Here is a 26,997-nt window from a genome sequence, read left to right as displayed (position 1 = left end):
ATTTTCCGCATTTCCCAATTCCGTTCAGATGAGAATTTCATATGTTGTGCCAATCTTTCTCAAGGATGTATTTTTTTTGATTAATTGGATGAGTTAAATCTGTTTTAATAGTCAAAATTTGCATATTATAATATTCATTTTGTGCTATATTTTATTATTTGTATAGTATAATATTCATTTTATTGTTTGAAGGGTATTGTTTTTGTGTGTTTTAGAATGGTGACTTGCTGGATTTAGTTATTCAGCACAAATTCCACGTTAGCAACTATTATTCTTATTCACCTAATCAAATCTCCTTAAACTTATATAAATAGGGAGCCTTATGGGCGGCACCCGTAAATTGTTTTTCTAGTCGGTCTAAGATGTTTAAATCCAACATCATTTTTTGGAAATTATTTCTTCGATAAGGCTTATCAAATATGGTTTCATATAATTGTTGAAGCTCCTTCATGGTGAAGGTTTCTGGTAGCAGCTGATACCCAACCAAGTGATCATCAAAATTCATTCGCAAGGCTTGAAGTGCTTTAGCTATGATCTCCTTTCCGTCTAAAATCAGGTTAGGAAGCTGCTTGATGTCCACCCATTCCATTTTTTCATCAATGGCGGTCGCTTGCGGTTTTACTTTTTTAATATCGACTAATGCATAGTAGCCTATGGAAATAAATCGACGAATAAACCAGTCATATTCTTCTTGGGCATCTTGAAGTTGCGGGTTTTGGGCCAATAGGGAAGTCATGAAATCGGCATTGTTTCTGTCGGCTTTACCAAACACATGAAATTGCTCTAAATAAATATCTTTGATTTGGGTTCTTTCTTCCAAAATTCTCTTAGCCGCCTGGTCCACGTCCTCATGTTGGTAAATAAATCCACTAGGAAGTCCCCAGTAATCGCCTTGAAAATTCAATTTGGGAACCAAAACCTTCAAGGTACCGTGCTGATATCCAAAAATGACACAATCAATGGATAATTGAGCTATGTAATTCTGAGTACTGATTCCTTTATAACTTTCCGACATAGGTTTAGATTTTATTTCCCAAAAGTAGAAATATATTGTCTAAAAAATAGACAATATATATTTTGTTTCTATATTTGAACGCTAAATACAACTATTGATCTTGTTCAGGATGGGATTATTTTAGATTTTGATGCTATAAAGGCAGATAAGAATTAATTCAAATAGGATGGGTCAATGAAATTAACAGTCACCAAATAGTACATCTAAATAATCCAAACCATGAAAAAAGTAAGTATGTTGTTTGCCATGATCGCTTTATTGCTAAGCTTTCAAAGTTTTTCTAAGTCGACACTAGCCCCAGATTTTTTTGCTGGGAAGTGGGAATTGGTCATCATTGGAACTCCCAATGGAGATGCAAAAATGATCAGTGAAATTAAGCGTGTAGAGGGTAAATTGACAGCGGTATTGAAAGATCCTAAAGGTCAAAATCCGGATATGAATGCCAGTGTAGAGGAAAAAGAAAATCAGATTCAAGTTTATTTCCAGGCGCAAGGAATGGATATTACCATGACTTTGAACAAAGTGGATGAAGATAATTTAAAAGGAGATATTTTGAGTGGGATGTTTGAAGCGAAAGCCAAACGCATCAAAGAATAATTTACGTTAATATCTTATTAGTAAAAAGGGGGCAATGCCCCCTTTTTAATTGAATATGCTTTGACTTTGGTGTGCTATATCCTAAAGAAAAAAATACACACAAACTAGGCTAATAATAGCTGGTAATGCTTGTTTGAAAAAAATCGCCTTACTATACATCGCTCCGAAAAGTCCAGCTACCGACACGCAGCCTAAGAAAAACAAGGCAATGTTTTTCGACCAAATGGGGTCTGAAATGCAAAAAGACCAAAGTAAACCTGCGGCTAAAAAGCCATTGTATAGTCCCTGGTTGGCGGCTAGTCCTTTGGTAGGTTTAAATAATTCTGGAGCTAATGCCCCTTTAAATGTTTTTTTGCCTAAGGTTTCCCAAGCAAACATTTCTAAATATAAGATGTACAGGTGCTCTACGGCTACCAATCCAATCAATATTTTGGCGACGATTTCCATGGGATCTTATTTAAAAATACTTTTTCCTTTCGTCATTTTTTCAATCTCTACTACGGATCTTGGAGAGCCAGCAGAAAGATTGATAGGTGCATCTTGAGTCACTAAAATATCATCCTCTATGCGCACTCCGATATCCCACCATTTTTTATCACAATTACTTCCCGCAGGAATATAAATACCGGGTTCTACCGTTAATACCACCCCAGCTGCTAGCACTCTAGGGCCTAAATCATGTACATCCAATCCTAAATGATGGGATGTTCCATGAGGAAAATATTTCCTAGCCTCTTTTTCATTGGCAGCAATACCTAATTTGATTAAGCCCGCATTGACTACGGCTCTTGAAGCAGCATCCACTCCAGAGAATGGTAACCCAGCTTTGCAGGCTGCTATTCCTGCATCTTGAGCTTGCAATACAATTTCATAAATCTGTTTTTGAGCCTCAGAGAATTTTCCATTGGCAGGTACCGTTCGGGTGACATCGGCACTATACCCATGGTATTCGGCTGCACAATCACTAAGTAATAATTCGCCTGATTGAATCTCTTTCAAATTCGTAATATAATGCAAGACACAGGCATTACCTGCGGCGCCATTGATACTTGGATATCCCGTATATTCAGAACCTTGGTTTTTGAAATGGTATTCCATAATGGCTTGTGCTTGAAACTCCTTCATGCCTGGCCTGATGGCGCGCATCACATCATTATGTCCCAAAACACTGATTTCCGCTGCTTTTTTAATCAAAGCAATCTCCTCGGCTTGTTTTATTCCTCTTAACTGGCTCATGATGGCCATGGTAGATCGCTGAGCAATGGCTTTGTTTTGAGCTAGCACCAAACTGTCCAACATATTTGCCATGCGCGTTAATGGCTCTTCTCTTCTTTCATATTTCCCAAAAATTCCCTCAGTTCTGTAAAGTGAATAAACAGAGTCAACTTGCGCAAGAGGTAAGGTAGTAGGGCTAAGTTTATCATTTGTGAAAACATGCTCCATCTTACTTTTTTCTTTGTAGCCTTCCACGCCTAAAATTTTCCCTGTCCATAATTCTTTGAATGGATCACGGTTTTGAAGGAAGATAAATTCAGTTCCTGTTTTACCTAATACAGTTACCGGGTTTTTGAAAAGGAATAAAACGGCATTGGGCTCATCTAAACCAGTCAGGTAATAAAAGTTTTTATTTTGAGCATATTGATAGGTGATGTCATTATTACGAACTCGTACCTGAGCAGCAAAAAATACGGCCATCCCTTTATCTGAAAGTTTCTCCTTCAAGGCCATTCTTCTGTTGGCATGGAATTCCGGACTTAAATAATCTGTGGGATATAATGGGGACGATTGAGCCATCAATCCAAAAGAATTTACTAGGGCTAAAGTCCAAATTAATAGTAATTTATTTTTCATAATAATGCTGTGAAGGTGATCTGAAGACTAAATGTATCAATTTCATTTCATTAATTAGGACTTCATTCCCTTATTTTGATGAGTGGCGTTTATCGAATTTCCCCCAAATATTTATTAGTTTCATACCTTATTCCACTTCCATATTTATACCTAGCATGAAAGCAATTAAAATTCTTTTACTTTTTATTCTTAGCATAAGCTTTAATTCCCTCAATTTAGCTCAGTCCTCCGACAAATTGGTGGCGGGAATGTCGCTGGAACGATTACAACGATACCATGCCTTTTTGCAAAAAGAAGTTGATGACCATATTCTCCCTGGAGCCGTGAGTATGATCGTAAAAGATGGAAAGCTTGTCGAACATCGGGCATTTGGCTATAGCAATGCGGTTGAAAAGGTAGCCATGAAAACGGATGATGTTTTCTATATGCAATCCATGACAAAGCCTATCATTACCGTGGCATTTATGATGCTTTATGAAGAAGGTCATTTTCTTTTGACAGACCCCGTATCTAAATACATCCCAGAATTTAAAAATATGCGGGTAGCGAAAGATGTGAATAAGGGAGCCAATGGAGAAACGGACTCATTGATGAGTCAAATTACCATCGCTCAAATTTTGAGTCATACTTCGGGTATGACGCACGGTTTGGCAACAACTGCCCTTGATAGGGATTTTAGAATGAAATATTATGGAATGCCTTTTCCTAAAAATATCCAAGAATTAGTCATCAAAGCCACCAAAATCCCCTTGGTTGGTCAGCCTGGAAAACAGTGGAATTATAGTGCAAGTCCGGATGTTTTATCGGCTTTGATTGAGAAGTTTTCTGGCATGAGTACCCATGATTTTTTACAGGAAAGGTTGTTTAAGCCACTCGGGATGACGAATACGGGCTATAATTTAACAGATGCGCAGGCTGCCCGCGTCGTGAAAGTTCATCGTAATTCGCCCGATGGCTCTTTAATTTTGACCTCCAATCAACCTAAGACATCCGGAAATGTCATTTGGTTTGGTACCCATAGCCTGTTTTCTACAGCCAAAGATTATATGGAGTTTTGCCAAATGTTATTGAATGACGGTCAATGGAAAGGGAAACAATTCCTAAGTAAAAAGACCTTAGAATTGATGGTTTCTAATCACGTAGGAGATATGTACGAAAAAAGAATTCCAGATCGTAAGGGAGAGGGATTTGGTTTAGGTTTTGCGGTTTTAGAAAGTGTATCCGATAGTCAAGTTTTGGGAGATAAAGGCTTGTATTTTTGGTCTGGGGCCAACAATACCCACTTTTTTATTAACCCTAAAGAGAAATTAATTGCGATTATGTTGACTCAAAAGGATCCTCATACTATTTATTACCATACTAAAATGCGTCAATTAATCCATCAGGCCATTGTAGATTAAGCATCATTGTCTTTTAATGATTTTACCTATGCCAAAGCCAGTAATGCCTTGGCCTAGGTTTTTAAACCTATTTTATGAAAAACCTATTCATCCTGTTTATACTAGGGTTCATTCCTTCATGGGCGCAAAATGCCAAAATTGTTCGAGGGCCTTATTTACAAAACTTTACTAGCACTTCAGGTGTGATTCGTTGGAGGACGGATATCCCAACTGATAGTCGGGTTATCTATGGGAAAGAATTCACTAAACAGATAAAATCAACGTATGATCCTGTTTTAAGTACTGAACATGAGTTGAAAATAAGTGGATTAGCTCCCAATCAGGAGTATTTTTATACAATTTCACCCGTTCAACCAACGAGGAAACAAAAGTTTAAAACTTTACCGAAAAAAGGAAGTAAGCAAGCCATAAGAATTTGGGCATTGGGAGACTTTGGAACGGGTTCGAGGAATCAACTACTTGTACGAGATGCCATCAAAAATTTTGTTAAAGGTAAGCCAATTGATGCATGGATTTGGTTGGGTGACAATGCCTATGGCAGTGGAAAAGATGTAGAGTATCAAAAAAATGTGTTTGAGGTTTATCAAAAAGATTTTTTTCCAAATACCAAATTATGGCCTAACCCAGGTAATCATGATTATAAGGACCATCCTGAATCTAAAAAACTAGCCTATTTTCAGAACTTCACTATGCCAACACAAGGAGAGGCCGGAGGATTAAAGTCGGGAACGGAAGCTTATTATTCATTTAATTATGGAAACGTGCATTTCGTTTCCATAAATTCCGAAGAGACCTCTGAAGATGGAACGAGCATAACAGATAGCACGGGTCAACAAGCTCAATGGCTAAAACGCGATTTGGCAGCGAATAAATTACCTTGGACTATTGTTTATTTTCATGAGCCGCCTTATTCCAAAGGTTCGCATAATACAGATTCCGATGAGGAAATGACTAAAGTGCGTCAACAGATTGTTCCAATTTTTGATCGATATCAGGTGGATTTGGTTTTGGCAGGTCATAGCCATTCTTATGAAAGAACTATGCCAATTCGAGGTCATTTGGGCCCCAACGCAAGCTTTGACCCCTTGAAACATGTGTTGGCCAAAGAAATAAAACCTAATCGGTATGTGGTGAATAAAACTTCACCATTAGGGACAATATATATAGTAGCTGGTTCAGGTGGACAATTAGGAAAAAGCCAAGTAGACTTTCCTTTGAAATCCTCCGCATTTTCCACTGTAGCTTTGGGGGGGTCTTTGATCTTGGATATCGAGGCTAATTTATTGGTGGGAAAGTGGATAGGCTCTGATGGAAAAGTTCATGATGAATTTAGTATTCAAAAATAGGGTGAAATCGATGATTTTTTCGATGAAATTAATCGTGTAAATTGTCAATTTGAATAAAATGATTGATTTTGTGGATTTATCCCTAGGACGGATAATGATAGTTAGTCTAACATACTTTGGTATTTTGCCTCTATAAAACTGAATTATTCATGGTAAAGCCTAGAAATTTTTTACTCCTACTTTCATTATTCTTGTTGAGTTGGGGAAGCATCGCCCAGGACGCGATGAAGTCAGAATTTATGACCCCGCCTAATTCAGCTAAACCGCGAGTTTGGTGGCATTGGATGAATGGGAATATCAGTAAGGAAGGAATTCAAAAGGATTTAGAATGGATGGAGAAAACGGGAATTGGTGGGTTTCAGAATTTTGATGCTAGTTTAATGACCCCAGTTATGGTGAAAGAAAAATTAAGCTTCATGAATCCCGCTTGGAAGGATGCCTTCAAGTTTACGGCTGATTTAGCAAAGAAGAAGAATTTGGAAATGGCCATAGCGGGTTCTCCTGGATGGAGTGTCACGGGTGGGCCTTGGGTAAAGCCTTCGGATGCTATGAAAAAGTACGTATGGTCAGAGACTCGAATCAGTGGAGGAAAACTCTTTTCAGGAAAAATTCCAGCCCCTTCTTCTGTCACAGGCCCTATGCAAAATACACCCGTGGAAACCGGAGGATTTGGTGGTCCGGCTCCTGAACCAGCGCCTGCAGTACCTGAATATTATCAAGATTATGCGGTAATTGCTTATCCTGTGCCCTCCAAGGATAAAGCTTGGGAAAGTATGAATGCCACCATAACGAGTAGTGGAGGCAATTTTTCATTGGCACAATTGAATGATGGAGATTTGCATAATTTCAGTCTACTACCTCCTAAAAAGGTGGGGGAGGAAACTTGGATTCAATACGAATTTCCAGAGGCTCAGGAAATTGCGGCGGTTACCATTGCCAATGAAGGATACGGAGAACTGGCTGTTTTTAGGGGTGGACCAGAAAATAGGTTTCTTCAATACAGCATGGATGGCATTAATTTTAAACAAATACTAGCCATTCCTGGCACCATTACGGCACAAACCACCTTGTCTTTCAGTCCAATCAAGGCTAAGTTTATACGTTTAGTGTATCAGGTATTAGCGCCTGAACCTGGTTTTATGGCCGCATTCGGTGCTAGTCCTGATATGACTCCTAAGGGCACGAAAGTCTCTGAATTTAGGGTACATGTTAGCCCTAAAGTGCATTTATTTGAAGGTAAAGCTGGTTTTCAAGCTTGGGTGGAAAGCCCTGGACCTATGTCCTATAATCCCAGCGGACCTACTACCCAGCAGGTCATTGATTTGACAAGCCAAATGAAGTCAGATGGAAGCCTTAGTTGGAATGCACCAGCCGGTGAGTGGCTTATTTATCGATTTGGATATTCTTTGACAGGTAAGAAAAACCATCCCGCTTCTCCAGAAGCTACGGGCTTAGAAGTGGATAAAATAGATAAAGATGCGGTAAGTAGGTATTTGAATAATTACTTGGATCAATATAAAGATGCAACAGGTGCTGATTTGATGGGGAAGCAAGGTTTGACACACATGGTATTGGATAGTTATGAGGCAGGTCATATGACATGGACACCCGCTATGATGGAGGTTTTTAAATCCAAGCGTGGATATGACATGAAGCCCTGGTTACCTGTTTTAGTTGGTCAAATCGTACAGGATTTAACATCAAGTGAAAAATTTCTTTGGGATTTTCGCAAGACCATTGGTGAAATGATCGTTGAAAATCATTACGAGCTGATTGGAGAAGTTTTGGCACAAAGAGGTATGAAACGTTACACAGAATCCCATGAAACGGGACGTATCTTTTTAGCGGATGGTATGGATGTGAAGAGGAAATCAGATATTCCCATGTCTGCTATGTGGCAGCCGGGGGCTTTAGTGCCAGGAGCTGACGAGGAGATTAGAAGTAGAGCGGACATTCGAGAATCTGCCTCAGTGGCTCATATCTATGGGCAGAATATTGTGGCTGCAGAATCCATGACTACGGTAGGAAATCCATTTAAACCACACCCAGGGACTTTGAAAAGAACGGCTGATGTTGAAATGGCTTCTGGCTTAAACCGATTTGTCATACATACTTCGGTGCATCAGCCTTTGGATAATTTATTTCCTGGATTCACCTTAGGGCCATTTGGTCAATGGTTCACCCGTCAAGAAACTTGGGCTGATCAAGCACATGTTTGGGGTGAATATTTGGGACGAAGTTCGTATATGTTACAGCAAGGGAAGTTTGTGGCTGATATCTTGTATTACTATGGAGAGAATACCAACATTACCTCCAATTTCACCAAATCATTGCCAGAGATTCCGGCCGGTTATGAATATGATTTTGTGAATGCTACGGCACTAAAAAGTGTCATTTCATCCAGTAATAGGAAATTGGTCAATCCACAAGGCGGTCAATATTCGATATTGGTATTAGATCCTACAGCTCAGCAAATGACCTTATCTGTTTTGAAGAGTATCTTGGAATTTGCCCAAGCTGGAGTGCCTATTGCTGGACAAGCTCCAGCCTACAGTCCTAGTTTAGCGGATAATGAACAAGAATTTACAAGTCTATTGGCCCAATTGAAAAAATTGCCAAATGTACATTTTGGGAAGAATTTGAAGCAGATTTTAGAACAAATACAAGTGGCTGAGGATGTCCAAATTTCGAATCAAAAAGCAGAGATATTGTATGTACATCGCTCATTGGCGGATAAGGAGATTTATTGGTTGAATAGTCGTTCGGACCAGGGAAATTCAGCACAAGTTTCATTTCGAGTATCGGGTAAAGTGCCCACTATTTGGAACCCTGAAACGGGAGAAATAAGTAAGGTTGGATATGAAATCAAAGGAGGAAGAACCCTATTGAACTTAGAGTTTAGTCCTTGGGATGCTTATTTTGTTGTTTTTGATGAAAAAGCTAAGGCCTTAAAACTTGGCTACCCTAAGCCTCAAGTTGTCAAAACGCAAGGGATAGAGGGTCCTTGGAAGGTTCAATTCCAAAAAGACAGAAGCGCTCCTGCTGAAATTACGTTGAATTCTCTAATCTCATGGAATAAGCATGAGAATGAAGGTGTTAAGTATTTTTCTGGAGTGGCAACCTACAGTAATAAGTATGAATTGTTGAGTATTGCTCGAGGAGAAAGTATTAAGCTAGACCTGGGGGATGTGAAAAATTTGGCAGAAGTATATGTCAACGGAACCAAAGTTAGTACTCTTTGGAAAAAACCTTATGTAGTTGATATTACATCGCCATTAAAAATGGGTAAAAATACCATCGAAATAAAAGTAATTAATTCCTGGGTTAATCGCTTAGTAGGGGATGCTCAGCCAGGAGCTAATAAGATTACATTTACCTCTTTTCCTTTAATACGGCCCAACAGTCAGACGGAAGAATCTGGTTTGTTAGGACCAGTTAAAGTATTGATTTACAAATAAAATGATAAACGATTGCTTAAAAATCCCCGGAAATACCGGGGATTTTTTTTGCTAAAAAATTCCTTTACAGGGCGATATTCAAGGAAGTGGTCTTTTGACTTTGGACTACGATGGCGCTCACTTGTTTCTCGATCGTCACCAATCCAGCTGAGGTCTCTGAAACCACGATTAAATCATAGCTTCCAGCAGCTAGGAAAGCCAAAGTATAAGCGCCAGAAGCACTTAACTTGGTACTTGAAATGGCATTGGCAAAGCGCGCATTTTCACCTGTGGGTTCATTACTCTCACTTGGGCTGTATTTGTCCTTTTCGTAGGCATAAATGACATATTTTTTGTCGCTAGTCAAATTACTTACCAAGCCTGAAATTGTTCCAGATTGATTATTTACGGCAATTTTGATGGTTGGATTTAAAATATAGGTACTCCCTGATCCCGTAACAACAATGGATTTTCTTAGGTCAAAGTCAGCCGTTACCTCCACGACTCCATTGATAGGAACAGAAAAGTTTCCATTGGCTTTGTAACCCGACTGTGAACCACTTGGTACAAATAAGGGCATTTTTTCTCCTGTGCTAAGTTCAACATAACATCCAGGATTACTGGGATTATTGCTGCCTTTAGTAGGAGCATCCAGTTTGAAACGTAAACCTGTGTAGTTTCCAGCCTTCAAGGTATAATTACCTAATAAAGACGTTTTTCCATTTTGCAGGTCTAGGATATTTACCACTTGGGGACTAGTGAAGTCGGTGGCTGTTTCCCATGAGCCGCCGCTGTTTTGGTATTCTAGGCCTGTAAATGTGACATAAACCGCCTTGACATTGCTGGCATCAATGGGTGCATCGGTCACAGAGAGGGCAAGCTTCCCCGTACCATCAGAGAGTTCGTCGCTTTTGCAGGAAACAAATAAGGCAGAAATGATTAAAAGTGTTGAGAGTTGATTAGAGAGTTTCATTTTTTTATATGTTTAAAATTTGTTCTGTAACGCAAAATGGCCTGTTAAATTTCATTAAAAAAATGCTAAATTGTCCTTTTAAAGGCTCTTTTGAAGACACATAAGCCTCTTTAATCACCTAATTTGTCGTAGTCAAAGTCATGATGAGTTCTTTAGTCGTTTTACTCCTATTCTTAGCAATAATCGCATTTCTTTATTCATCGGTCGGACATGGAGGGGCAAGTGGTTATTTGGCGGTCATGGCTATCATGGGGGTTGCCCCAGCTATCATGAAGCCCTCTGCTTTGGTGATGAATTTGGCGGTATCACTATTTTCATTCATTGGCTTTTATCGGGCTGGGCATTTTAAGCTAAAATTGTTTTTGCCATTTGCACTAGCCTCGGTTCCTATGGCTTATTTGGGTGGAACTATGACGCTGTCGGATTCGATTTACAAGAAGATTTTGGCATTATGCATTCTTATTTCCATTGCCCGCCTAGTCTTTCAATTTCGACAAAAGGAAGAGGAAATAAGGCCTATTTCAAGTTTCGCAGGTATTCTTTCTGGTGGATCTATTGGCTTGTTGTCGGGCATGATTGGTATTGGGGGTGGTATCATATTGAGCCCTTTGATGTTACTAATGCGTTGGGCTAGCTTAAAGCAAACAGCCGCAGTTTCTGCTCTGTTTATCTTTGTTAATTCCCTTTCAGGTTTATATGGTCAAATCCAAAAGGGAGGAATTCAAGTGAGTGATGATTTTCAATGGTCAGTAGCTGCTACCATAGTTGGAGGACTTTTAGGATCATATTATGGTAGTCAAAAGTTTAATGTACCTACTTTACGCTATTTGCTAGCCATAGGTCTTGTGATAGCCAGTGCCAAGCTAATATTCACCTAAAGCTTGTGCTGAAGGGTAGAATCAATAGCTTTTACTCCCTTGCTGAATAAACGGTTTTTCCAATTCAGAAACACGTAAATTGCTTGCCTTTTGTGGGCTAATAATTCTTATTTATGCATTTAAGTCGATCATGTATTTTTTCCTTTGGGACATTGATGTTCATTGCCCTGGGACTTCATGCACAAAGACCCTATCCTTGGTTAAGTAGACCCCATGCGATTAAAAGTTTGGATAGTTTAGTACATCTTTCACCTCAATTCGCCCTAAAAACAGAATTCTATGCCCACGGATTCTTAGATACCTTGGCCCAGCAGCCACATGGCTGGAGAAGTGCTGAAGATTCCTTGCTGCTTGAGATTAAAATTCAAAATTTGGCTCAATCCTTCTTTGAAGACCTCAGTTTTGGTAATCCTAGACCTAATTTTAAGTTTCAGGGTTATGTATTCGAATTAAGGAAAAATGAGGTGAGCATTTTGCTTGATGCTTATTTGAAAAAACAATCAATTGCAAATTTAGTTAACTATCTAAATAATTCATCTTTAGAGGTGAAGACTATTTTGACTAGGCTACAAGCTGAACAGGATAGCCTAGTGCCTGATCGAAACAAAATAGCCCAATTAACGCTTTCAGCCAATCATTATCGCTGGCTGCACCATGTTAGAAAAAACCTTTTGCTGACTGTTGTGAATATACCAGCAGCTCAGATGAAGGTGTATCAGGGAAACCAGACGGTATTAAAGATGAAAGTGGTGTTAGGTAGGCCTGCTAGACCAACCAGGGTTTTGACGGCTCAAATTAAAAACCTGATTATTAATCCCAATTGGTATGTACCCCGAAGTATTGCCACGGAGGAGTTATTGCCAGAGATACAAAAGAACATACGTTATTTCTATGCGAGTCATTTGGACCTTTTGGATAAAAATAATCAGCTTGTAGATGCTAAAACAGTTAATTGGAAAGCTTTAAGTAAGAATTATTTCCCTTATTCCTTCCGACAAAAAACGGGTGTTTGGAATACCTTGGGCATACTGAAAATACCCTTTGAAAATCCTTATCGATTATATCTTCATGATACCTCAGAAAAAAAGCTTTTTGCTTCTTCCAAGCGATTTTATAGCCATGGTTGCATCCGTTTAGAAGACCCCATTCGATATGGAAAATTACTCTTGGGAACCAATTCCAAGGCCATGGATACTTTGAAGTTGGAAGGCCCTTATTACAACATTCCCTCCAAGTGGATTAAAGTCAATAAAATTGCCCCTTTGATTATATGGTACAACCTTATTGATTTTGACGAAAAAGGAGAGGTGGTGTTTTTGGAAAATATATATAAATAGGGATTAGGGTTTAGGGTTTAGTGATTAGGGATTAGTGTTTATTGATTAGGATTTAGGGATTAGGGATTAGGGATTAGGGATTAGGGATTAGGGATTAGTGTTTAGGGTTTAGTGATTAGTGTTTAGTGTTTTAGTAATTAGTGTTTTTTATTATTAATATACCTAACTGTCAACCTTTTTCAGGACAAGACAATTCTGCCTATTCCCTAATCACTAATATATTCTCACTAATATATTCTCACTAAACCCTAATCACTAAACCCTAAACACTAATCCCTAATCCCTAATAACTAAACCTTATAATACTGTTCCCAACCTTTTCTTGGAGCGGCACCTTTCAGTAAAGAATTGGCTAATTTATTATTGGTGATTTGCTTGGTTTTAGGATCAAAAATCAATTTTGTATTCAATTTCTGAGCCATACAGCCTAGGGAGAATACTTGACTTAAAGGACCAGCAATGGCAAAAGGAGAACGAGTTTCCTCTTGTCCCATACAAGCTTTCAAGAAGTTGGCATAGTGATTGGAAGGGCTTTTTGGCACTTCGGGTAATTTAGATGCCATATCTTTAGCTTGTTCAGGCGGGATGATGGATAAGGTACTTCCATGTGAACCACCTTTGAAGGTCAGATCCTTGGAATAAATGATTTTACCTGGATTCAATTTGGCTGGTTGAATCTTTCCATTACTTGCTGGTGGAATGTTAGGATCTAACTCGGTTACCCCATAACCTTGTGGTACTGGAGGAAGGTTGTTGACACCATCATACCAGGTAATATCCACAGCCGGCATGTTAGCTCTTTCTGGGAACTTAAATAAGATGGTAGAGGATTGCGGATAGAAATATGGATTATGTCCATCTGCTCTCAGCATATTAATTTCAGTTGGCAAACCTAAATCTAAGAATTGGTGGGCCGTATCAATGATATGTGCACCCCAGTCGCCCAAAGCACCTAAACCATAATCAAACCAACAGCGCCACTGTCCGTTTACATAATCTTTATTGTAATCATGTGGCTGGGTTACTCCCATCCAAATATCCCAATCCAAGGTACTTGGAACAGCTTCAGCAGGAGGGAAGCTTTTGATTTTAGTATCCCATCCATGCCATCTACGGGCTGAGTTCATGTGCGCTGTGATGGCTGTAACATCTTTAATAATTCCAGCTTCCTTGTAGGCTTTGAACTGAAAATAATTGGCCTCTGAATGTCCTTGGTTCCCCATTTGGGTTACCAATTTGGAATGTTTCTTGGCGGCTTTCATCATCAACTCCACCTCGTTGAAAGTTCTGGCCATTGGTTTTTCTACATAGACATGTTTACCTAAACCCAAGGCCATCATGGTGATAGCAAAGTGGGCATGGTCAGGTACACCAATGGCTACAGCATCAATTTGGTTTCCCATTTTGTCGAACATAGTACGGAAATCCTGAAATCTAGGAACATCAGGGAATTTCTTAAGTACTTCTAAAGTTTGAGGAGCACCCATGTCGACGTCACAAAAGGCCACAAAATTGGCCAAACCAGTTTTATGGAAAGACATTACATCCGAGCCACCTTGGTTTCCTATACCGATACAGGCTAAATTAACTTTATCACCCACTTTTTTGCTGGGTATAAAAGAAGAATGCTTTTCTGAGTTAGTCCAGATATACGGAAATGCAGAAGCAGCGGTAAGTAGTCCTGTATTTTTCAGGAAGGTTCGACGGTCTTGGTTGGCTTTCATAATGGCTTTTTTGTCCAAATATATTATTTATTATGTAATACCCTGGCCGAGTTAACAGGCTATTTTAGGTAATTATCTTTTCAAGCAATTTAGCGAGAGAATCTACTCATTTTTCTTTCAAAATTTGACGATACGGGATGTATGAATTTTTGATTTTTGACAAGTTTTTTTAATAAAATACCAAAAAAATGGAAAATTCTTAAGAGGGGATTTTTTACACCTTACGTATATGCCAAGCCGTTAAGTAAATAAAATTTGAAATAGAAGCTCGTTATTGAATTTTACTTGACAGGTAATTTAAATTTTTCATCACAAAATTAACATTCGTTTAATCATTTTTTTTAGGAAAAATTGTATTTGGTTAATAACATTGCAGATTAACTAATCCTAAATAACCAGTAAAATGGTCTAACTATGCAAAAAAAAATACTCATGTCGTATCGACAATTGAGCATGAAAAGCGCTTTGCCCATGTTGGGTATTGCACTGACTTGCTTCAGTATGTTGCCAGCGAAGGCGGCCCTATCAGAGAGGGTAGGAAGGCTAAGCGAAATTAAAAATGTTAAGGTAGCAGATATCACTGTTACGGGTAAAGTGACAGACGAAACTAACTCTGGAATTCCAGGAGTTAACGTAGTTGTCAAAGGAACTACCAAAGGAGTCATGACCGACGCCAGTGGTAATTTTAAGATTGTTGTAAGTGATTCCAGATCGGTGTTGATATTCTCCGCGATTGGATATACCCAACAAGAAATAACTGTTGGAAACCAGTCATCTATTAACGTTAATTTGAAGCCGGATAACAAATATTTGGACGAGATTGTCGTGATTGGATATGGTACTCAGAAAAAATCGGATTTAACGGGTTCTGTAAGTTCTATCAAAACAGATCAATTGATGGAGCGCCCAGCTACTTCCTTAAACCAAGCACTTTCTGGTAGAATGGCGGGTGTTCAAGTTAGTACTAATTCAGGTCGTCCTGGTGGTCGTACCACGGTTCGTGTACGTGGATTTAGTTCCATCAACTCATCCAATAACCCATTGTATGTGGTTGATGGTGTGATGTTGCCACAAGGTAACATGAACCAGTTTACTTCGGCGATTGATTACTTGAATCCAAACGATATCGTTTCCGTGGAGGTATTGAAAGATGCTTCTTCAACAGCGATTTATGGAGCTAGAGGAGCCAATGGTGTAATTTTAGTAACAACTAAAAAAGGTAAATCAGGTGAAGGAAGCGTTACTTATAATGCTGACTTCAGTGTCAATGTAGCAGGTCCTAACAAGCCACAGGTATTGAATGCAAAACAATACATGGCAGTGGAGGATTTAGCGTGGGCAAATATGGCTAAATATGACCCAGCTGGTTGGGCTGCAGGTCGTTGGGCTTATTTAAATCCAAGATTGAGAAGAACAGATCCACGTGTATTTGATGCGAGTGGTAACCCATTATTTGATACAGATTGGTTTGAGGAATCAACTCAAAACAAATTATCTCAAAATCATCAATTAGGATTTAGCGGTGGTAATGACCGTACTCAATATTCCTTTTCATTGGGATATCGTGATGATCAAGGTTTAATAAAAACAACCTATTTGAAGCGTTATTCTGGTCGATTTACCATTGATGATCAAATCAAAAGATGGTTGAAAGTAGGAGGAACCTTGTCATACAATAACCAAACGGAAAACCTATCTGACGTAAATGATGCGGTTTCAAGACAGATTGTGGAAGATTTCCCTTTCCTTCCTGTAAAATATGCGGATGGTACTTATGCTAACAACCGTGATTTCCCTTTTGCGGAAGGAACGATGAGTTCAGTTCACCGTTTAATGGGACGTAAGTATATCTTAAATACGCAAACAACTACAGGAAGTGTTTATTCTAACATTACCTTCATGAAAGGTTTGGAGATGAAAACTATTTTAGGAGCCAACATCATGACTCAAGAAAATAATCAATCTCAAACAAGAACCTTGAATATCGGTGGACAAGGAAATGCTTCAGCTACTAACCAAACAGAAACGTTTTGGTCTTTAGAGAACTATTTGACTTATACCAAAGATTTCAACGAAAATCATTCATTGAACGCTTTATTGGGTCTTTCATGGCAGCAAACAGACTTCTTCAACATTGGAGCAAGTGTGAATGGATTTGCTACGGATTATTTTGGTTTCAATAACTTAGGTGCCGGAGCTGTGAATCCAACAGTAGGATCAGGTGCTTCTAGATTTGCATTTAACTCTTATTTCGGACGTGTTAATTACACATTTAAGAATAAGTATTTAGTAACTGGTACTGCTCGTGCGGATGGTTCGTCTAAATTTGGAGAGAACTACAAATTTGCTATTTTCCCATCAGGAGCATTAGCATGGAGAGTATCTGAGGAAGATTTCTTAAAAGGAAATTCAACCATTTCAAATTTGAAAATCAGAACTAGTTACGGTTTAACAGGTAACTCTGAAATCCCAGCTTACTCATCTCTTTCTTTATTGAGTTCCAACTACTCTGCTGTTTACAATGATGGTCGTGTATCTGGAACAGGTATTTCTAGATTAGCTAACCCAGACTTAAAATGGGAGAAAACGGCACAGACTGACTTCGGTATCGAGTTGGGTTTATGGGGTGGACGAGTTAATATCGAGGCGGACTACTATTACCGTTTGACGACCGACATGTTGTTAGATGCTCCAGTGCCTCAAACATCAGGTTATGCTACTATCCGTAGAAATGTGGGTTCTATGGAGAACCGTGGATTTGAATTCTCGATCAATTCAACAAACATCAAGTCCAAAGATTTCCAGTGGAATACCCAGTTTAATATTTCTTTCAACCGCAACAAAGTGTTAACCTTAGCGACTCCATCTGATATCTTCAACGTGGGTGGACCTAACTTTACTAACCCAACGAACATCATTCGTATTGGTGAGCCAGTAGGTTCTTTCTGGGGTTTAACTCGTTTGGGTATTTGGGGTACAGCAGAAGCTGAAGAAGCCGCAAAATGGACTTCTTATAGAAATGGTTTGAAAATTTTACCTGGTGATATCAAGTACAAGGACTTCAACGGAGACCGTGCTATTACAGATGCTGACCGTTCGATTATTGGAAATGGTAGTCCTGATTTCTGGGGAGCTATTTCAAACTCTTTCAAATATAAGAGCTTTGATTTAACCCTTGAGATGCAGTTTAACTATGGAAATGAAGTTATGTTGATGAACCTTCACCCAAGTGAAGACCGTCAAGCATTAGCCAATAGTTACACTTCTGTATTAAATGCTTGGACTCCAACGAACCAAAATACCATGATTGCTGAGATTCGCGATACACGTGCTGGTTATGTGACTAACGTAGATACTTGGTGGATCAAAGATGGTTCATTCTTACGTGGTAGAAACTTAATGTTAGGTTATAACGTACCAAGTAATGTAGCAAGCAAATTGAATTTGAGTCGTTTGAGAGTATATGCAACTGCTCAAAACTTCTTCCTTTTAGTAAAAGATCCGATTGTTGGCGATCCTGAGGTTACTCCTACCAACCAAGGTGGTGGAAACTCAGCATTCTCACAAGGTATGATTTGGCACAACTATCCTAAGCCTACGATTTACATGTTAGGATTACAGGTAGCATTTTAATGAAGGAAAATTTAAAAATGAAACGTATTATGAAATTCAAAATAAATTCCAAAATAAAGAAGGTAGCCCTAGGTGGGGTGCTTTTATTGGGGCAGTTTGGTTGTTCAGATTTCTTGGTGGAAAAAGCACCATCCAATCTAACACCAGATGCTTTTTATCAAATTCCTGATCATGCTGAAGCTGCCTTAGCTTCTGTGTATGCCGATACTCGATTCATGGGTGGTGGTGCAGGTATATTTTCATCTAACTGGCAGTTATTAGAGGCTTTGACAGGTACTTCTACTACGGAGACAGCTCAAAACTCTGACTTAAATAACTTGTACGGATTGGTTCATGACCCTAACACGATTCACGTAGTGAACTACTGGAATGGTTTATACAAGGTGATTGCTCAAGCAAACCAAGTTTTAGAGAAAGTGCCACCGATCACTCCGATGGATGAAAACCAAAAGAAGAAAATCTTAGGTGAAGCACGTTTTTTAAGATCTTGGGCCTATTTCCAAGCGGTGAGATTATGGGGAGATATTCCTTTAATCACCAAACCACAAACGGCTGGTTCAGAAGATTTCTTACCTTCAAGAGCTTCCACAGAAAGCGTATATAAGTTGATCGTAGATGACTTATTAGAAGCAGAGAAATCTGGTTTGCCTTGGATGGATGTCAGTGGAAGAGTATGTATGGCTGCGGTTAAAGCCCAGTTAGGAAAAGTGTACTTAACTATGGCTGGTTTTCCATTGAACAAAGGAGCGGCTTATTACAAATTGTCTGCTGATAAGTCTTTGGAAGTAATCACTTATGCCAACGCAAATCCATCAGTAATTAATTTGTTTCCAACCTACAAGGATGTTCACACCGAAGGTTTGAAAAACAGAGTAGAGCATTTATTCATGATTCAATGCAATACCTTAGTTGCAGGTAATTTCATGGGTAATTTCTTCCCTAACTTTAAGCCAGTAACCTTTGCTGGTCCTGGAGGAACGGGTAGTTCAGTTCCTACCATTGCTTTTTATAACTCATATGAAAAAGGAGATTTAAGAGCTAAGAATCAAGATGGTTATTTCTACACCAGCTATTTCACCAATGGTAATGGTGCACCATTTGAATTAGGAGCTCCTTATGTTTTCAAACATTTTAATCAGAAAGCGAATGGTTCTGCTGGTGTAGCAGGTACTCGTTTAGATAACCTAAATGTTCCTCAAATTCGTTACGCAGAAGTTTTATTGAATTATGCAGAGGCGCAAAATGAAGTTGGTGGTCCAACTCAAGCTGCTTATGACGCTTTCAAGAGAATCCGTGATCGTGCGACTTTAGAAACTCCTGGTTTAGGAAGTTATACTACCTCTAGTTTTAGAGAGGCTGTATGGATTGAGCGTTGGCATGAATTATGTTATGAGCAAATTACTTGGTTTGACATGGTTCGTTTACGTAAAGTATACAATGAGAAAACAAATAAATTTGACAATTTTGTTGGTCATATTAACTTGAGCTCAAACCAACCTTTACAAGAAAAACACTTATTGCTTCCTTTAGGAAAGCAAGAAATGTTGAATAACCCGAATTTGAAACCTCAAAACCCGGGCTATCCACAATAGTTAATTTAGATTTGAGTCATTAAAAAGAGGGCAACATTGCCCTCTTTTTTTTATTTAATGGGATGTATAGCCTGTATTCATAGAATAAAAAAAGCGCAATACCGGGTGGCATTACGCTTTTAATTTGAACAGTTTACTCAGTTTTACCAGCCTTTTCTGTACTTTCTTTGAATGTATTTGTTGGCCTCTGGGTAATTAGGAAATTTCATTTTTTTGGCGTCCCAAACCAATAATTGATCAGGTACACGGATAGCTACAGTTCCTAATAAAACGGCTTCTGTCATAGGGCCAGATTGAGCAAAATGAGATTCTGTTTTTTCTCCTCCTAGGCAAGCATCTACAAAATGATGGTAATGGTTTCTATCTGGTTTGATAGGTGGGGTATAGGATTTGAATTTTGCTTCTGGTAACAATACCGGCATTTTTTGATGCGGAATTAATAAAGCCCCTTCAGTTCCTATAATCATAGCCGATTCAGCTGGATAATCAGTCTCTGAAAATAATGCTCTAATTTCCTTTGGAGGATAAAATTCACCATCAAACCATTCTACGGTTAATGTATCTGATTCTGTTTTCTCATTTCCAGGAAACGTCCAAGTGATGTGATTTCCCTGTGGCCACGTATCTGCTCTTCTTGCAGGTGATTCCTGCCAAGATTTTTGTACTTCAGCCACCACAGAAATAGGATTTTTCATCCCTAAACCTTTCCAAACAGCATCAAAAATGTGACAACCAATATCTCCCGACCAGCCAGTACCAAAGTCTTGCCAGGTTCTCCAAATCGCTTGGTGGTAGATGTTTGGCACGTAAGGACGCATCGGTGCTGTGCCTATCCAATTATCCCAATGCAAGTGGCTTGGTGGGTTTTCAATTCCTTCAGTTGGGCGTGGACCTACATGCCGGTATTTGGCCACCGCTCCTGGTCTATTGGAGCATAAATAAGCATGCTTTACTTTACCAATAATTCCTGATTTTAAAATTTCCACTCCTGTACGATCTCCAGAGGTGGATGCCACCTGGGTACCCAATTGTGTCACTACACCTGCTTTTGTGGCTTCTAATGTTAATATTCTAACTTCAGCTACATCATGACACATGGGTTTTTGGCAATAAACATGCTTGCGTCTACGAATGGCTTCAATCGCAATAACAAAATGGTTATGGTCGGGAACAGAGACATTGACCGAATCTATTTTGTCACTTTCTTGTTTGAACATTTCACGCCAATCTGTATACGTTCGTGCATTGGGTAATAAATCGGCCGCCTTTTTCAAATTTCGTTCATCCACATCACATATCGCTACAATATCGACATTGCCATGTTTTTTAAAATTTTGGAGATCGCCCCAACCCATTCCACCAACTCCAATACAAGCATGCTGCAAACGACCGCTAGCAGAAGCGGCTCTTAGGGGCTGTCCTAATAAAACAGGAGCTGCCATAGCGGCCGTGGCGGCCTTTAGAAGAAAGCGTCTTCTAGAATCTAATTGATTTTTGTTTTTCATTCGTTTAGAGATTTTAATTCCTTTCTTAAGAAATTTTCATATCTCTAATAATAGAAAAAAAAGAGGAATAATTTATACTTTTCTGTGAGTATTTCTGGTGTTTTTATTAAACGGGGATAAATTGGCAAGGAGGTAATCATTTAATTTATCCCCGTTTCACATTATTTTTTTGTAATGGAAAATTGATCATGAATTTCCCCATCTGCACCCAACCAAACAGCCTCTAATTTGGTCTTCGTGATATCTAAAATCATCGAGCCACCTATCTTATTGTTGGAGTAAATGGCCGATTTTAAAGGATAACCATCTCTTTGACCGCCTAACTGTCCGCCGGAGCCATTCACGATGTATATAACGCCTTGGCCTTCTTTACCTACCACATACTGGTTAGGAGCTATGGTTTTTTCCACAATATGCTTGGCGGGGTCAAAAGTAGCATTGATGCCATAATGTCCTCGCATAGGATAAGTACGTTCATAGACATGGCTGTGTCCTGCCATCACGATATCCACCTTGTATTTTTCAAATAGAGGGTTTACATGTTCTCTCATTTTCACCATGTCTTTTTCTGTATCTGAATCATGGGAACCTTTAGAATAGGGTGGTTTATGGAAGTAGACAATAGTCCAAGGTAATTTATTCGCTGCCAAATCCTTTTCCAGCCACTCAAATTGAGCACCTTTTCCATCCATGACCTGTAAACCAGATGGCTCCATTAATTCAGAATCAATAGACACCAAATGCACTTGTCCATAATTGACCGAATAGTAGGACTCATTTCCGGATGGGACTCCTCCCAATTCACCCTGTACGGGCATATTGAATATCTTGAAATATGGCGGCTCTGAAGGATCATGCTTTCCCGCATAATCATGATTACCCGGTGCTGGATATAAATTTAAATTTTGAAAAAAGTCCTCTTGATAAATAGGAAATACTTTCTTTTGGTATTCTTCATCCAATCCTTTGCTATAGGCATTATCTCCCAACCAAATCCAAGCCTCAGGACGGTGGTTTTTGGTATAATTGATTACCGCATTTTTTACTTCCAATTGGTTTTTTGAACCAGAACCAAAATCACCCAGAGCCCAAATTCTTACCGCTTGGGTAGAACCTAATTTTGGAGCAGTCAGGATAAACCTTTTAGCTGATCCTGGTTCCATGTTTTTAGAATCTCCAATGGTATAATAGTATTTTTTATTGGGCTTCAAGCCTTTAATGATGACTTCATGGTCCACTACGGCTTGCTTATCGGCCACCACTTTATTCAGTTCTTGAGGGTTCTCGCCATAGATGACCTTACTGTCTGTGGCTTGCTCTGTTCTCCATCGGATTATACCTTGATTAGGGCTAATACTTTGAAGGTAGGGGCCTCGGACAATTTGTGCGGAGGCGGAACAAAAAATCAAGGAAAAAAGCAGAGGCAATAAATAAAAAACTTGTTTTTTCATGTTATGTAATAGGTTTTTGTATACACAATATTACCGATTTATATCCAAGTGAGATGATGTCAAGGTTAAATTTTGCTTAATCTTGAGATGCTATAAGCTAAGTCATATTAATTCAATGCAAAAATTTATTATATTAGTTCAATATTCTAAACCTATAAAGCCATGCAAGCCAATTTTTTATCCACAGTTCTTCTTCCTCTCGCCCTTGCCATCATTATGATGGGATTAGGACTTTCCTTACAAATAGAGGATTTTAAACGAGTAGTTACTTTCCCTAAAGCAGTTGTGCTTGGTTTGTTCTGTCAAATGATTTTACTTCCTATAATCTGTTATTTTATTGCCTTGGGCTTTGGGCTTTCACCCGAACTGGCGGTGGGATTAATGTTATTGTCGGCCTCTCCGGGTGGACCAACAGCTAATTTATATTCGCATATTTCTAAGGGTGATGTTGCGTTGAATGTGACCTTGACAGCCCTAAATAGTTTAATTTCAGTATTTTCCATCACCCTTATAGTGAATTTTGCCATGAAGCAATTCATGAAGTCGGATCAATATGTGCCACTCCAATTTTCCAAGGTGATGGAAGTGGTCATGATCGTACTTTTACCCGTTTCTATTGGCATGCTTGTTCGATCCAAGTTTTCCAAAGTAGCCGCAGCGCTCGATAAGCCTGTTAAAATAGCTTCAGCTATCTTTTTAATCTTGGTTATAGTATTGACCATTCTAAAGGAAAAAAGCCACATCATGGATGATTTTAAAGCGGTGGGTTTTGCTACCTTGACCTTAAATATAGCTAGCATGGCCATTGGTTATTATGTGCCTTTGTTTTTTCAGTTAGGTAAAAAACAAGCCATTGCTATTGGAATGGAAATTGGGATTCATAATGGCACATTAGCCATTTTCATAGCCCTGACCGTGATAGGAAATAGTACCATGAGTATCCCGCCGGTGATTTACAGTCTTTTGATGTTTTTTACCGCGGCAATATTTGGATATCTGGTCAATATTGGCAGAAAAGAAGCGTAATTTTCCTTGATTTTGCTAGAATAGTTTACTTTTTGGAAAGTATAATTAACTTCTTCAGTTGATTTATGCTCTTATTTTGTATCGTGTTTCACCGAACTATTCGATATGAAATTTATTTCTGCTCAAAAATCGAAAATTTCGCTAGAGATTACATAAAGTTCTTGTGTTCAACATGTGCATGTGTCTTATTGTAGGTTTTTGATTCTTCCTACTTGGGTTCAGCACAGCTTATTTATGGATTGTCTTCCTATTAAATTGGAGGAATAAAATGATAACCACCTTTACGATTTTATAATAAACCTCTAACCTATGAAAACTAGTCAGGGCGGATGTCGAAAGATGTTCGCCCTGATTTTTTTGGCTTATTTGATACTATGCAAAGAAAATAAGAACTCAGAACAATTGACTAGGCAATGTACTAATGCGGCATAAAAAACATTCTTGGTTTTGATGTAGGTATAGCCATAGGCCCAACCTGCCACGCTTGCTAAGCCTACAAAAATGACGGATCCAGCATGGAAGTGTACTAAACCAAAAAACATACTTGTAATGGCTAAGGAAGTGTATGTCCCTGTTTTGGCCACCTGATTTTTTTCTAAGAAATAAGCTCCAGCAAAAAGCGCAATACTGATTAGTCCAGGAAACCAGAACAAATCTTTGTACATGGCAAATCCTGTGATGCAACTTAATATGGCAAAAAGTATAGCAGACCAAGTCCAATAAGCCTTCCAATTGGATTTTAGGCCAATTTTCTTAGCCAAAATATTTTGAATTAAGCCTCTAAAAAATAATTCCTCAAAAAGGGCTGTTCCAATATAAACTCGAATGAGTTCACGAATGGCTGCCGGAATCAATATCCAAGCAAAATTTTCAAAAGGTTGAGAGATATTGAAGTTCCATATTATTCCCATGATGTACACAAATCCAAGGAATGATAACCAAGAACCTAAGGCCACGCTTAGATTGGCCCAATTCCAACTTGGATAGAAGCCTACATCGGGCAATTTTCTTACCACAGTAAATGAATAGGCAGCTCCTAAAATCAAGGTGATTTTTTGAACGGAACTAAAACCGTCAGTATCCCAGGGTATATCGCTATTGCCTGGAAAGTGAATGATGGTAGAAGGTATTAATACCAATAAAAGAATAATTAAATCGGACCATGAGGCTTCTACTCGAGGAAAAGCTAGAAAAGCCAGGGTAGGGAAAAGGCATAAAAAGAAGTACAGGCCTGAGCTTCCAATAAATGGATTAATGCCATGAAATAGGTAATGGCTGATAAGTACAAAAAATAAAAAGAGAGGAACTAACAGCGCCCTCTCTTTTTTATCCTGAATGATATCTTGTAGTTTATCAATGACTGCCGGCCTACCTATAGTAAACAATAGGGCGTACAAAATAAAGAAATAGCCACTAGAAATCAGTAATTCTTGGCCGGGGACATCTTGGTTTAAATATAAAAAAATGGCAAAGACAATCGCTGTCATGATGCCCCCTTGTTGCACTGATTTTGCGTAGCTATTCATATTAGCCAATGAATTTTTGAATATGTTGATAGCTTTTCAGTATCAACTCTTCTTCGGTGCTATAATTTTTACGCCAGATGCAGGCAGCTGGAAGTAGCGGTGTAAAGGCTTCCACTACCAACCAACCTTTGTAGTTCATTTTATCCAAACTCTCAAATACATTGGCCCAATGTACTTGTCCTTCACCTAAGGTAGCACGGGTATTTTCTGATAATTGGAAATGGCCTATCTCATCAGCAATCCGAATCATCGCTTCTCCCGTATTGAACTCCTCAATATGCGCATGAAAAGTGTCAAACATGATTTTGACATTCGGGTGATTGATAGCCTTGACCAAACTGTATAATTGATCTGCCGAGCTCACGACATAGTTTTCAAATCGGTTTAGGTATTCTAAACCTAGGATGACCTTCATTTTTTGAGCATGCTCCGCTACATCCAACATACTTTCCTTGGACCAATCTAATTCCTGTTGGGTAGGAGCAGCTCCTGAAAATACACCAAGCGCTGAATGATATGGACCTGATAACCAGGTTGCGCCTAAATAAGCGGTAACATCAACTGCTTTTTTAAGGAAGTCAATACCATTTTTTCGAACAGCAGGGTCAGATGAAATAGTATTACGATCAGCCCCTAAAAAGGTAACAGTAAATACTTCCAATCCTAGTCGGTCTATTTCTTCCTTCCAAGGTTTCCAATAGGCTAAATCCGTCTCAAATATGGGGATTTCAACGCCTGTATAACCCACTTCTTTGATGTATGATAAATGAGGTATTAGTGATTCATTCATGTCTGGTCCATAAACCAACATGTTCATCGCAACGGGATATTTCATAAATAATGAGTGATTTTATGCGTTAAATTATTATTTCATTCCTCGGTATGGAACGTTAATGTCAAGTTTACCTGCCCAATTTTTCGGTACTTTTTTGCCTAATTCCCAATGGATTGCATTGACAATTAATCGTTGAAAAGGCTCTACGGAAAAGTCTTCTGGGTGCCCCATGGTGGTAAAGAATACGCGGCCCTTATATGGGTTTACCCATGTCCAAGCGATAGGTTGGTCTTCAGCTGCTTTATCTGGGTTAACGGCCTTACCCATAACTAACCATTCGCTTCCTTTGACAGGATAATCAGGTAGAACACGGTATAACCAAGAGCGGACATGGAAGCTAGGCGCTACACCCGTTAAAATGGGATGTTTACTGGCCGAAGGAATTACGGTAGCATCTGTACTAGCATTGTGTCCGTAGTGCGTATGCTTGGATTTTCCTCCCCATCCTGGAGGCGCTCCAAAGGTAGATTCAGCCCATGCATTGTAGGATTCTAGAGGATCTCCTTTGGGATAATTGAAGGAGTGCGTTGTGGTTCTAAAGCCCATCACGGGTTTTCCAGATTTCACATAGGCATCAATCATCGCTATTTGATCTGCTGGTAATAATCTCCAACGAAGAAAAAATACAGCTAAGTCAGCTTCAGCCAGAGCTTCTAGTCCCGGAATATTTTTCTCTGCATTTTGATCTGGATATGATTTTAGAACTTTCGTGCGAAATCCATAATTTTTTTCTAAAATATCGGCCAACAAAGGCAAAGTGCTTTCTCCGCTATATTCATGGTCTCCTGCCACAAATACAATCAGCGGTTTTTTAGCTTTTGATTTTTCTTTTAGGTTAGGGGCGATTCCCCAGCTATACATAGAAAAAAGG

The 26,997-nt window shown here is 39.0% G+C and carries 19 protein-coding genes; 9 read left to right on the top strand and 10 right to left on the bottom strand.

Going from position 1 to position 26,997, the window contains the following annotated elements; all coding sequences use genetic code 11:
* Positions 1–286: 286 nt before the first annotated feature.
* Positions 287–1,015, bottom strand: a complete 729-nt coding sequence (locus tag SKC36_RS04620; RefSeq protein WP_459464952.1) for an NUDIX hydrolase — start codon at positions 1,013–1,015, stop codon at positions 287–289.
* 219 nt (positions 1,016–1,234) lie between these two features.
* On the opposite strand from SKC36_RS04620, the gene SKC36_RS04615 reads away from it, so the two are divergent.
* Positions 1,235–1,612 carry a hypothetical protein gene (locus tag SKC36_RS04615; protein ID WP_459464950.1) on the top strand — a complete coding sequence of 126 codons (378 nt, stop codon included), beginning with the start codon at positions 1,235–1,237 and terminating at the stop codon, positions 1,610–1,612.
* 81 nt (positions 1,613–1,693) lie between these two features.
* Here SKC36_RS04615 and SKC36_RS04610 read toward each other — a convergent pair whose 3' ends face one another.
* Positions 1,694–2,059 carry a DUF1304 domain-containing protein gene (locus tag SKC36_RS04610; protein ID WP_459464948.1) on the bottom strand — a complete coding sequence of 122 codons (366 nt, stop codon included), beginning with the start codon at positions 2,057–2,059 and terminating at the stop codon, positions 1,694–1,696.
* 6 nt (positions 2,060–2,065) lie between these two features.
* Positions 2,066–3,463 carry an aminopeptidase P family protein gene (locus SKC36_RS04605; protein WP_459464946.1) on the bottom strand — a complete coding sequence of 466 codons (1,398 nt, stop codon included), beginning with the start codon at positions 3,461–3,463 and terminating at the stop codon, positions 2,066–2,068.
* Between the two features lie 155 nt (positions 3,464–3,618).
* Here SKC36_RS04605 and SKC36_RS04600 point away from each other — a divergent pair, with 155 nt between their 5' ends.
* The 3 genes from SKC36_RS04600 (at position 3,619) to SKC36_RS04590 (ending at position 9,667) form a co-directional block, all read left to right on the top strand.
* Positions 3,619–4,863 carry a serine hydrolase domain-containing protein gene (locus SKC36_RS04600; protein WP_459464944.1) on the top strand — a complete coding sequence of 415 codons (1,245 nt, stop codon included), beginning with the start codon at positions 3,619–3,621 and terminating at the stop codon, positions 4,861–4,863.
* A gap of 74 nt (positions 4,864–4,937) precedes the next feature.
* Positions 4,938–6,209 (top strand): purple acid phosphatase family protein, encoded by a 1,272-nt coding sequence (locus SKC36_RS04595; RefSeq protein ID WP_459464942.1) that lies wholly within the window; start codon positions 4,938–4,940, stop codon positions 6,207–6,209.
* Positions 6,210–6,358: 149 nt separating this feature from the next.
* A complete protein-coding gene (locus SKC36_RS04590) occupies positions 6,359–9,667 on the top strand; it encodes a glycosyl hydrolase (protein ID WP_459464940.1) in 3,309 nt (1,102 codons plus the stop codon).
* A gap of 64 nt (positions 9,668–9,731) precedes the next feature.
* On the opposite strand, the gene SKC36_RS04585 is transcribed toward SKC36_RS04590, so the two are convergent.
* On the bottom strand, positions 9,732–10,619 hold the full coding sequence (locus SKC36_RS04585) for a DUF4382 domain-containing protein (RefSeq protein ID WP_459464938.1): 888 nt from the start codon (positions 10,617–10,619) through the stop codon (positions 9,732–9,734).
* Positions 10,620–10,759: 140 nt separating this feature from the next.
* Here SKC36_RS04585 and SKC36_RS04580 point away from each other — a divergent pair, with 140 nt between their 5' ends.
* Positions 10,760–11,497, top strand: a complete 738-nt coding sequence (locus SKC36_RS04580; protein ID WP_459464936.1) for a sulfite exporter TauE/SafE family protein — start codon at positions 10,760–10,762, stop codon at positions 11,495–11,497.
* Positions 11,498–11,610: 113 nt separating this feature from the next.
* Positions 11,611–12,834, top strand: coding sequence for a L,D-transpeptidase family protein (locus SKC36_RS04575; protein WP_459464934.1), 1,224 nt, complete (start codon positions 11,611–11,613; stop codon positions 12,832–12,834).
* Between the two features lie 290 nt (positions 12,835–13,124).
* Here SKC36_RS04575 and SKC36_RS04570 read toward each other — a convergent pair whose 3' ends face one another.
* Complete coding sequence (locus tag SKC36_RS04570) at positions 13,125–14,558, bottom strand: Gfo/Idh/MocA family oxidoreductase (protein ID WP_459464932.1); 1,434 nt, start codon at positions 14,556–14,558, stop codon at positions 13,125–13,127.
* A gap of 501 nt (positions 14,559–15,059) precedes the next feature.
* Here SKC36_RS04570 and SKC36_RS04565 point away from each other — a divergent pair.
* Both SKC36_RS04565 and SKC36_RS04560 read left to right on the top strand, forming a co-directional pair.
* Complete coding sequence (locus SKC36_RS04565; protein WP_459454496.1) at positions 15,060–18,191, top strand: SusC/RagA family TonB-linked outer membrane protein; 3,132 nt, start codon at positions 15,060–15,062, stop codon at positions 18,189–18,191.
* A gap of 29 nt (positions 18,192–18,220) precedes the next feature.
* Positions 18,221–19,783 carry a RagB/SusD family nutrient uptake outer membrane protein gene (locus SKC36_RS04560; RefSeq protein ID WP_459464930.1) on the top strand — a complete coding sequence of 521 codons (1,563 nt, stop codon included), beginning with the start codon at positions 18,221–18,223 and terminating at the stop codon, positions 19,781–19,783.
* Between the two features lie 143 nt (positions 19,784–19,926).
* Here the strand turns inward: SKC36_RS04560 and SKC36_RS04555 are convergent, their stop codons facing one another.
* Entirely contained in the window at positions 19,927–21,288 is a 1,362-nt protein-coding gene (locus SKC36_RS04555) for a Gfo/Idh/MocA family protein (RefSeq protein WP_459464929.1), read from the bottom strand.
* A 161-nt stretch (positions 21,289–21,449) separates the two neighbouring features.
* Positions 21,450–22,739 carry a purple acid phosphatase family protein gene (locus SKC36_RS04550; RefSeq protein WP_459454386.1) on the bottom strand — a complete coding sequence of 430 codons (1,290 nt, stop codon included), beginning with the start codon at positions 22,737–22,739 and terminating at the stop codon, positions 21,450–21,452.
* Between the two features lie 162 nt (positions 22,740–22,901).
* On the opposite strand from SKC36_RS04550, the gene SKC36_RS04545 reads away from it, so the two are divergent.
* The gene (locus tag SKC36_RS04545) at positions 22,902–23,765 is read left to right on the top strand and encodes a bile acid:sodium symporter family protein (RefSeq protein WP_459454387.1); all 864 of its coding nucleotides are present in this window, start codon (positions 22,902–22,904) and stop codon (positions 23,763–23,765) included.
* Positions 23,766–24,127: 362 nt separating this feature from the next.
* On the opposite strand, the gene SKC36_RS04540 is transcribed toward SKC36_RS04545, so the two are convergent.
* The 3 genes from SKC36_RS04540 to SKC36_RS04530 are packed head-to-tail and all read right to left on the bottom strand — an operon-like array spanning position 24,128 to position 26,987.
* A complete protein-coding gene (locus SKC36_RS04540; RefSeq protein ID WP_459464927.1) occupies positions 24,128–25,291 on the bottom strand; it encodes a CPBP family glutamic-type intramembrane protease in 1,164 nt (387 codons plus the stop codon).
* Position 25,292: 1 nt separating this feature from the next.
* The gene (locus SKC36_RS04535; protein ID WP_459454389.1) at positions 25,293–26,126 is read right to left on the bottom strand and encodes a sugar phosphate isomerase/epimerase family protein; all 834 of its coding nucleotides are present in this window, start codon (positions 26,124–26,126) and stop codon (positions 25,293–25,295) included.
* Positions 26,127–26,156: 30 nt separating this feature from the next.
* On the bottom strand, positions 26,157–26,987 hold the full coding sequence (locus tag SKC36_RS04530; RefSeq protein ID WP_459454497.1) for a ThuA domain-containing protein: 831 nt from the start codon (positions 26,985–26,987) through the stop codon (positions 26,157–26,159).
* Between the last annotated feature and the right edge of the window lie 10 nt (positions 26,988–26,997).

The organism is Aquirufa sp. OSTEICH-129A (genome assembly GCF_054558355.1).
The sequence above is the reverse complement of the archived record's forward strand: the minus strand, read 5'-3'. Positions and strand labels throughout refer to the sequence as shown.

Bases quoted from the DNA above. Each gene is read 5' to 3' on its own strand.
- SKC36_RS04605 (WP_459464946.1), bottom strand. From the start codon at position 3,463: ATGAAAAATAAATTACTATTAATTTGGACTTTAGCCCTAGTAAATTCT.
- SKC36_RS04620 (WP_459464952.1), bottom strand. From the start codon at position 1,015: ATGTCGGAAAGTTATAAAGGAATCAGTACTCAGAATTACATAGCTCAA.
- SKC36_RS04590 (WP_459464940.1), top strand. From the start codon at position 6,359: ATGGTAAAGCCTAGAAATTTTTTACTCCTACTTTCATTATTCTTGTTG.
- SKC36_RS04565 (WP_459454496.1), top strand. From the start codon at position 15,060: ATGTTGCCAGCGAAGGCGGCCCTATCAGAGAGGGTAGGAAGGCTAAGC.
- SKC36_RS04540 (WP_459464927.1), bottom strand. From the start codon at position 25,291: ATGAATAGCTACGCAAAATCAGTGCAACAAGGGGGCATCATGACAGCG.
- SKC36_RS04610 (WP_459464948.1), bottom strand. From the start codon at position 2,059: ATGGAAATCGTCGCCAAAATATTGATTGGATTGGTAGCCGTAGAGCAC.
- SKC36_RS04570 (WP_459464932.1), bottom strand. From the start codon at position 14,558: ATGAAAGCCAACCAAGACCGTCGAACCTTCCTGAAAAATACAGGACTA.
- SKC36_RS04595 (WP_459464942.1), top strand. From the start codon at position 4,938: ATGAAAAACCTATTCATCCTGTTTATACTAGGGTTCATTCCTTCATGG.
- SKC36_RS04560 (WP_459464930.1), top strand. From the start codon at position 18,221: ATGAAATTCAAAATAAATTCCAAAATAAAGAAGGTAGCCCTAGGTGGG.
- SKC36_RS04600 (WP_459464944.1), top strand. From the start codon at position 3,619: ATGAAAGCAATTAAAATTCTTTTACTTTTTATTCTTAGCATAAGCTTT.
- SKC36_RS04545 (WP_459454387.1), top strand. From the start codon at position 22,902: ATGCAAGCCAATTTTTTATCCACAGTTCTTCTTCCTCTCGCCCTTGCC.
- SKC36_RS04550 (WP_459454386.1), bottom strand. From the start codon at position 22,739: ATGAAAAAACAAGTTTTTTATTTATTGCCTCTGCTTTTTTCCTTGATT.
- SKC36_RS04585 (WP_459464938.1), bottom strand. From the start codon at position 10,619: ATGAAACTCTCTAATCAACTCTCAACACTTTTAATCATTTCTGCCTTA.
- SKC36_RS04530 (WP_459454497.1), bottom strand. From the start codon at position 26,987: ATGTATAGCTGGGGAATCGCCCCTAACCTAAAAGAAAAATCAAAAGCT.
- SKC36_RS04555 (WP_459464929.1), bottom strand. From the start codon at position 21,288: ATGAAAAACAAAAATCAATTAGATTCTAGAAGACGCTTTCTTCTAAAG.
- SKC36_RS04580 (WP_459464936.1), top strand. From the start codon at position 10,760: ATGATGAGTTCTTTAGTCGTTTTACTCCTATTCTTAGCAATAATCGCA.
- SKC36_RS04575 (WP_459464934.1), top strand. From the start codon at position 11,611: ATGCATTTAAGTCGATCATGTATTTTTTCCTTTGGGACATTGATGTTC.
- SKC36_RS04535 (WP_459454389.1), bottom strand. From the start codon at position 26,126: ATGAAATATCCCGTTGCGATGAACATGTTGGTTTATGGACCAGACATG.
- SKC36_RS04615 (WP_459464950.1), top strand. From the start codon at position 1,235: ATGAAAAAAGTAAGTATGTTGTTTGCCATGATCGCTTTATTGCTAAGC.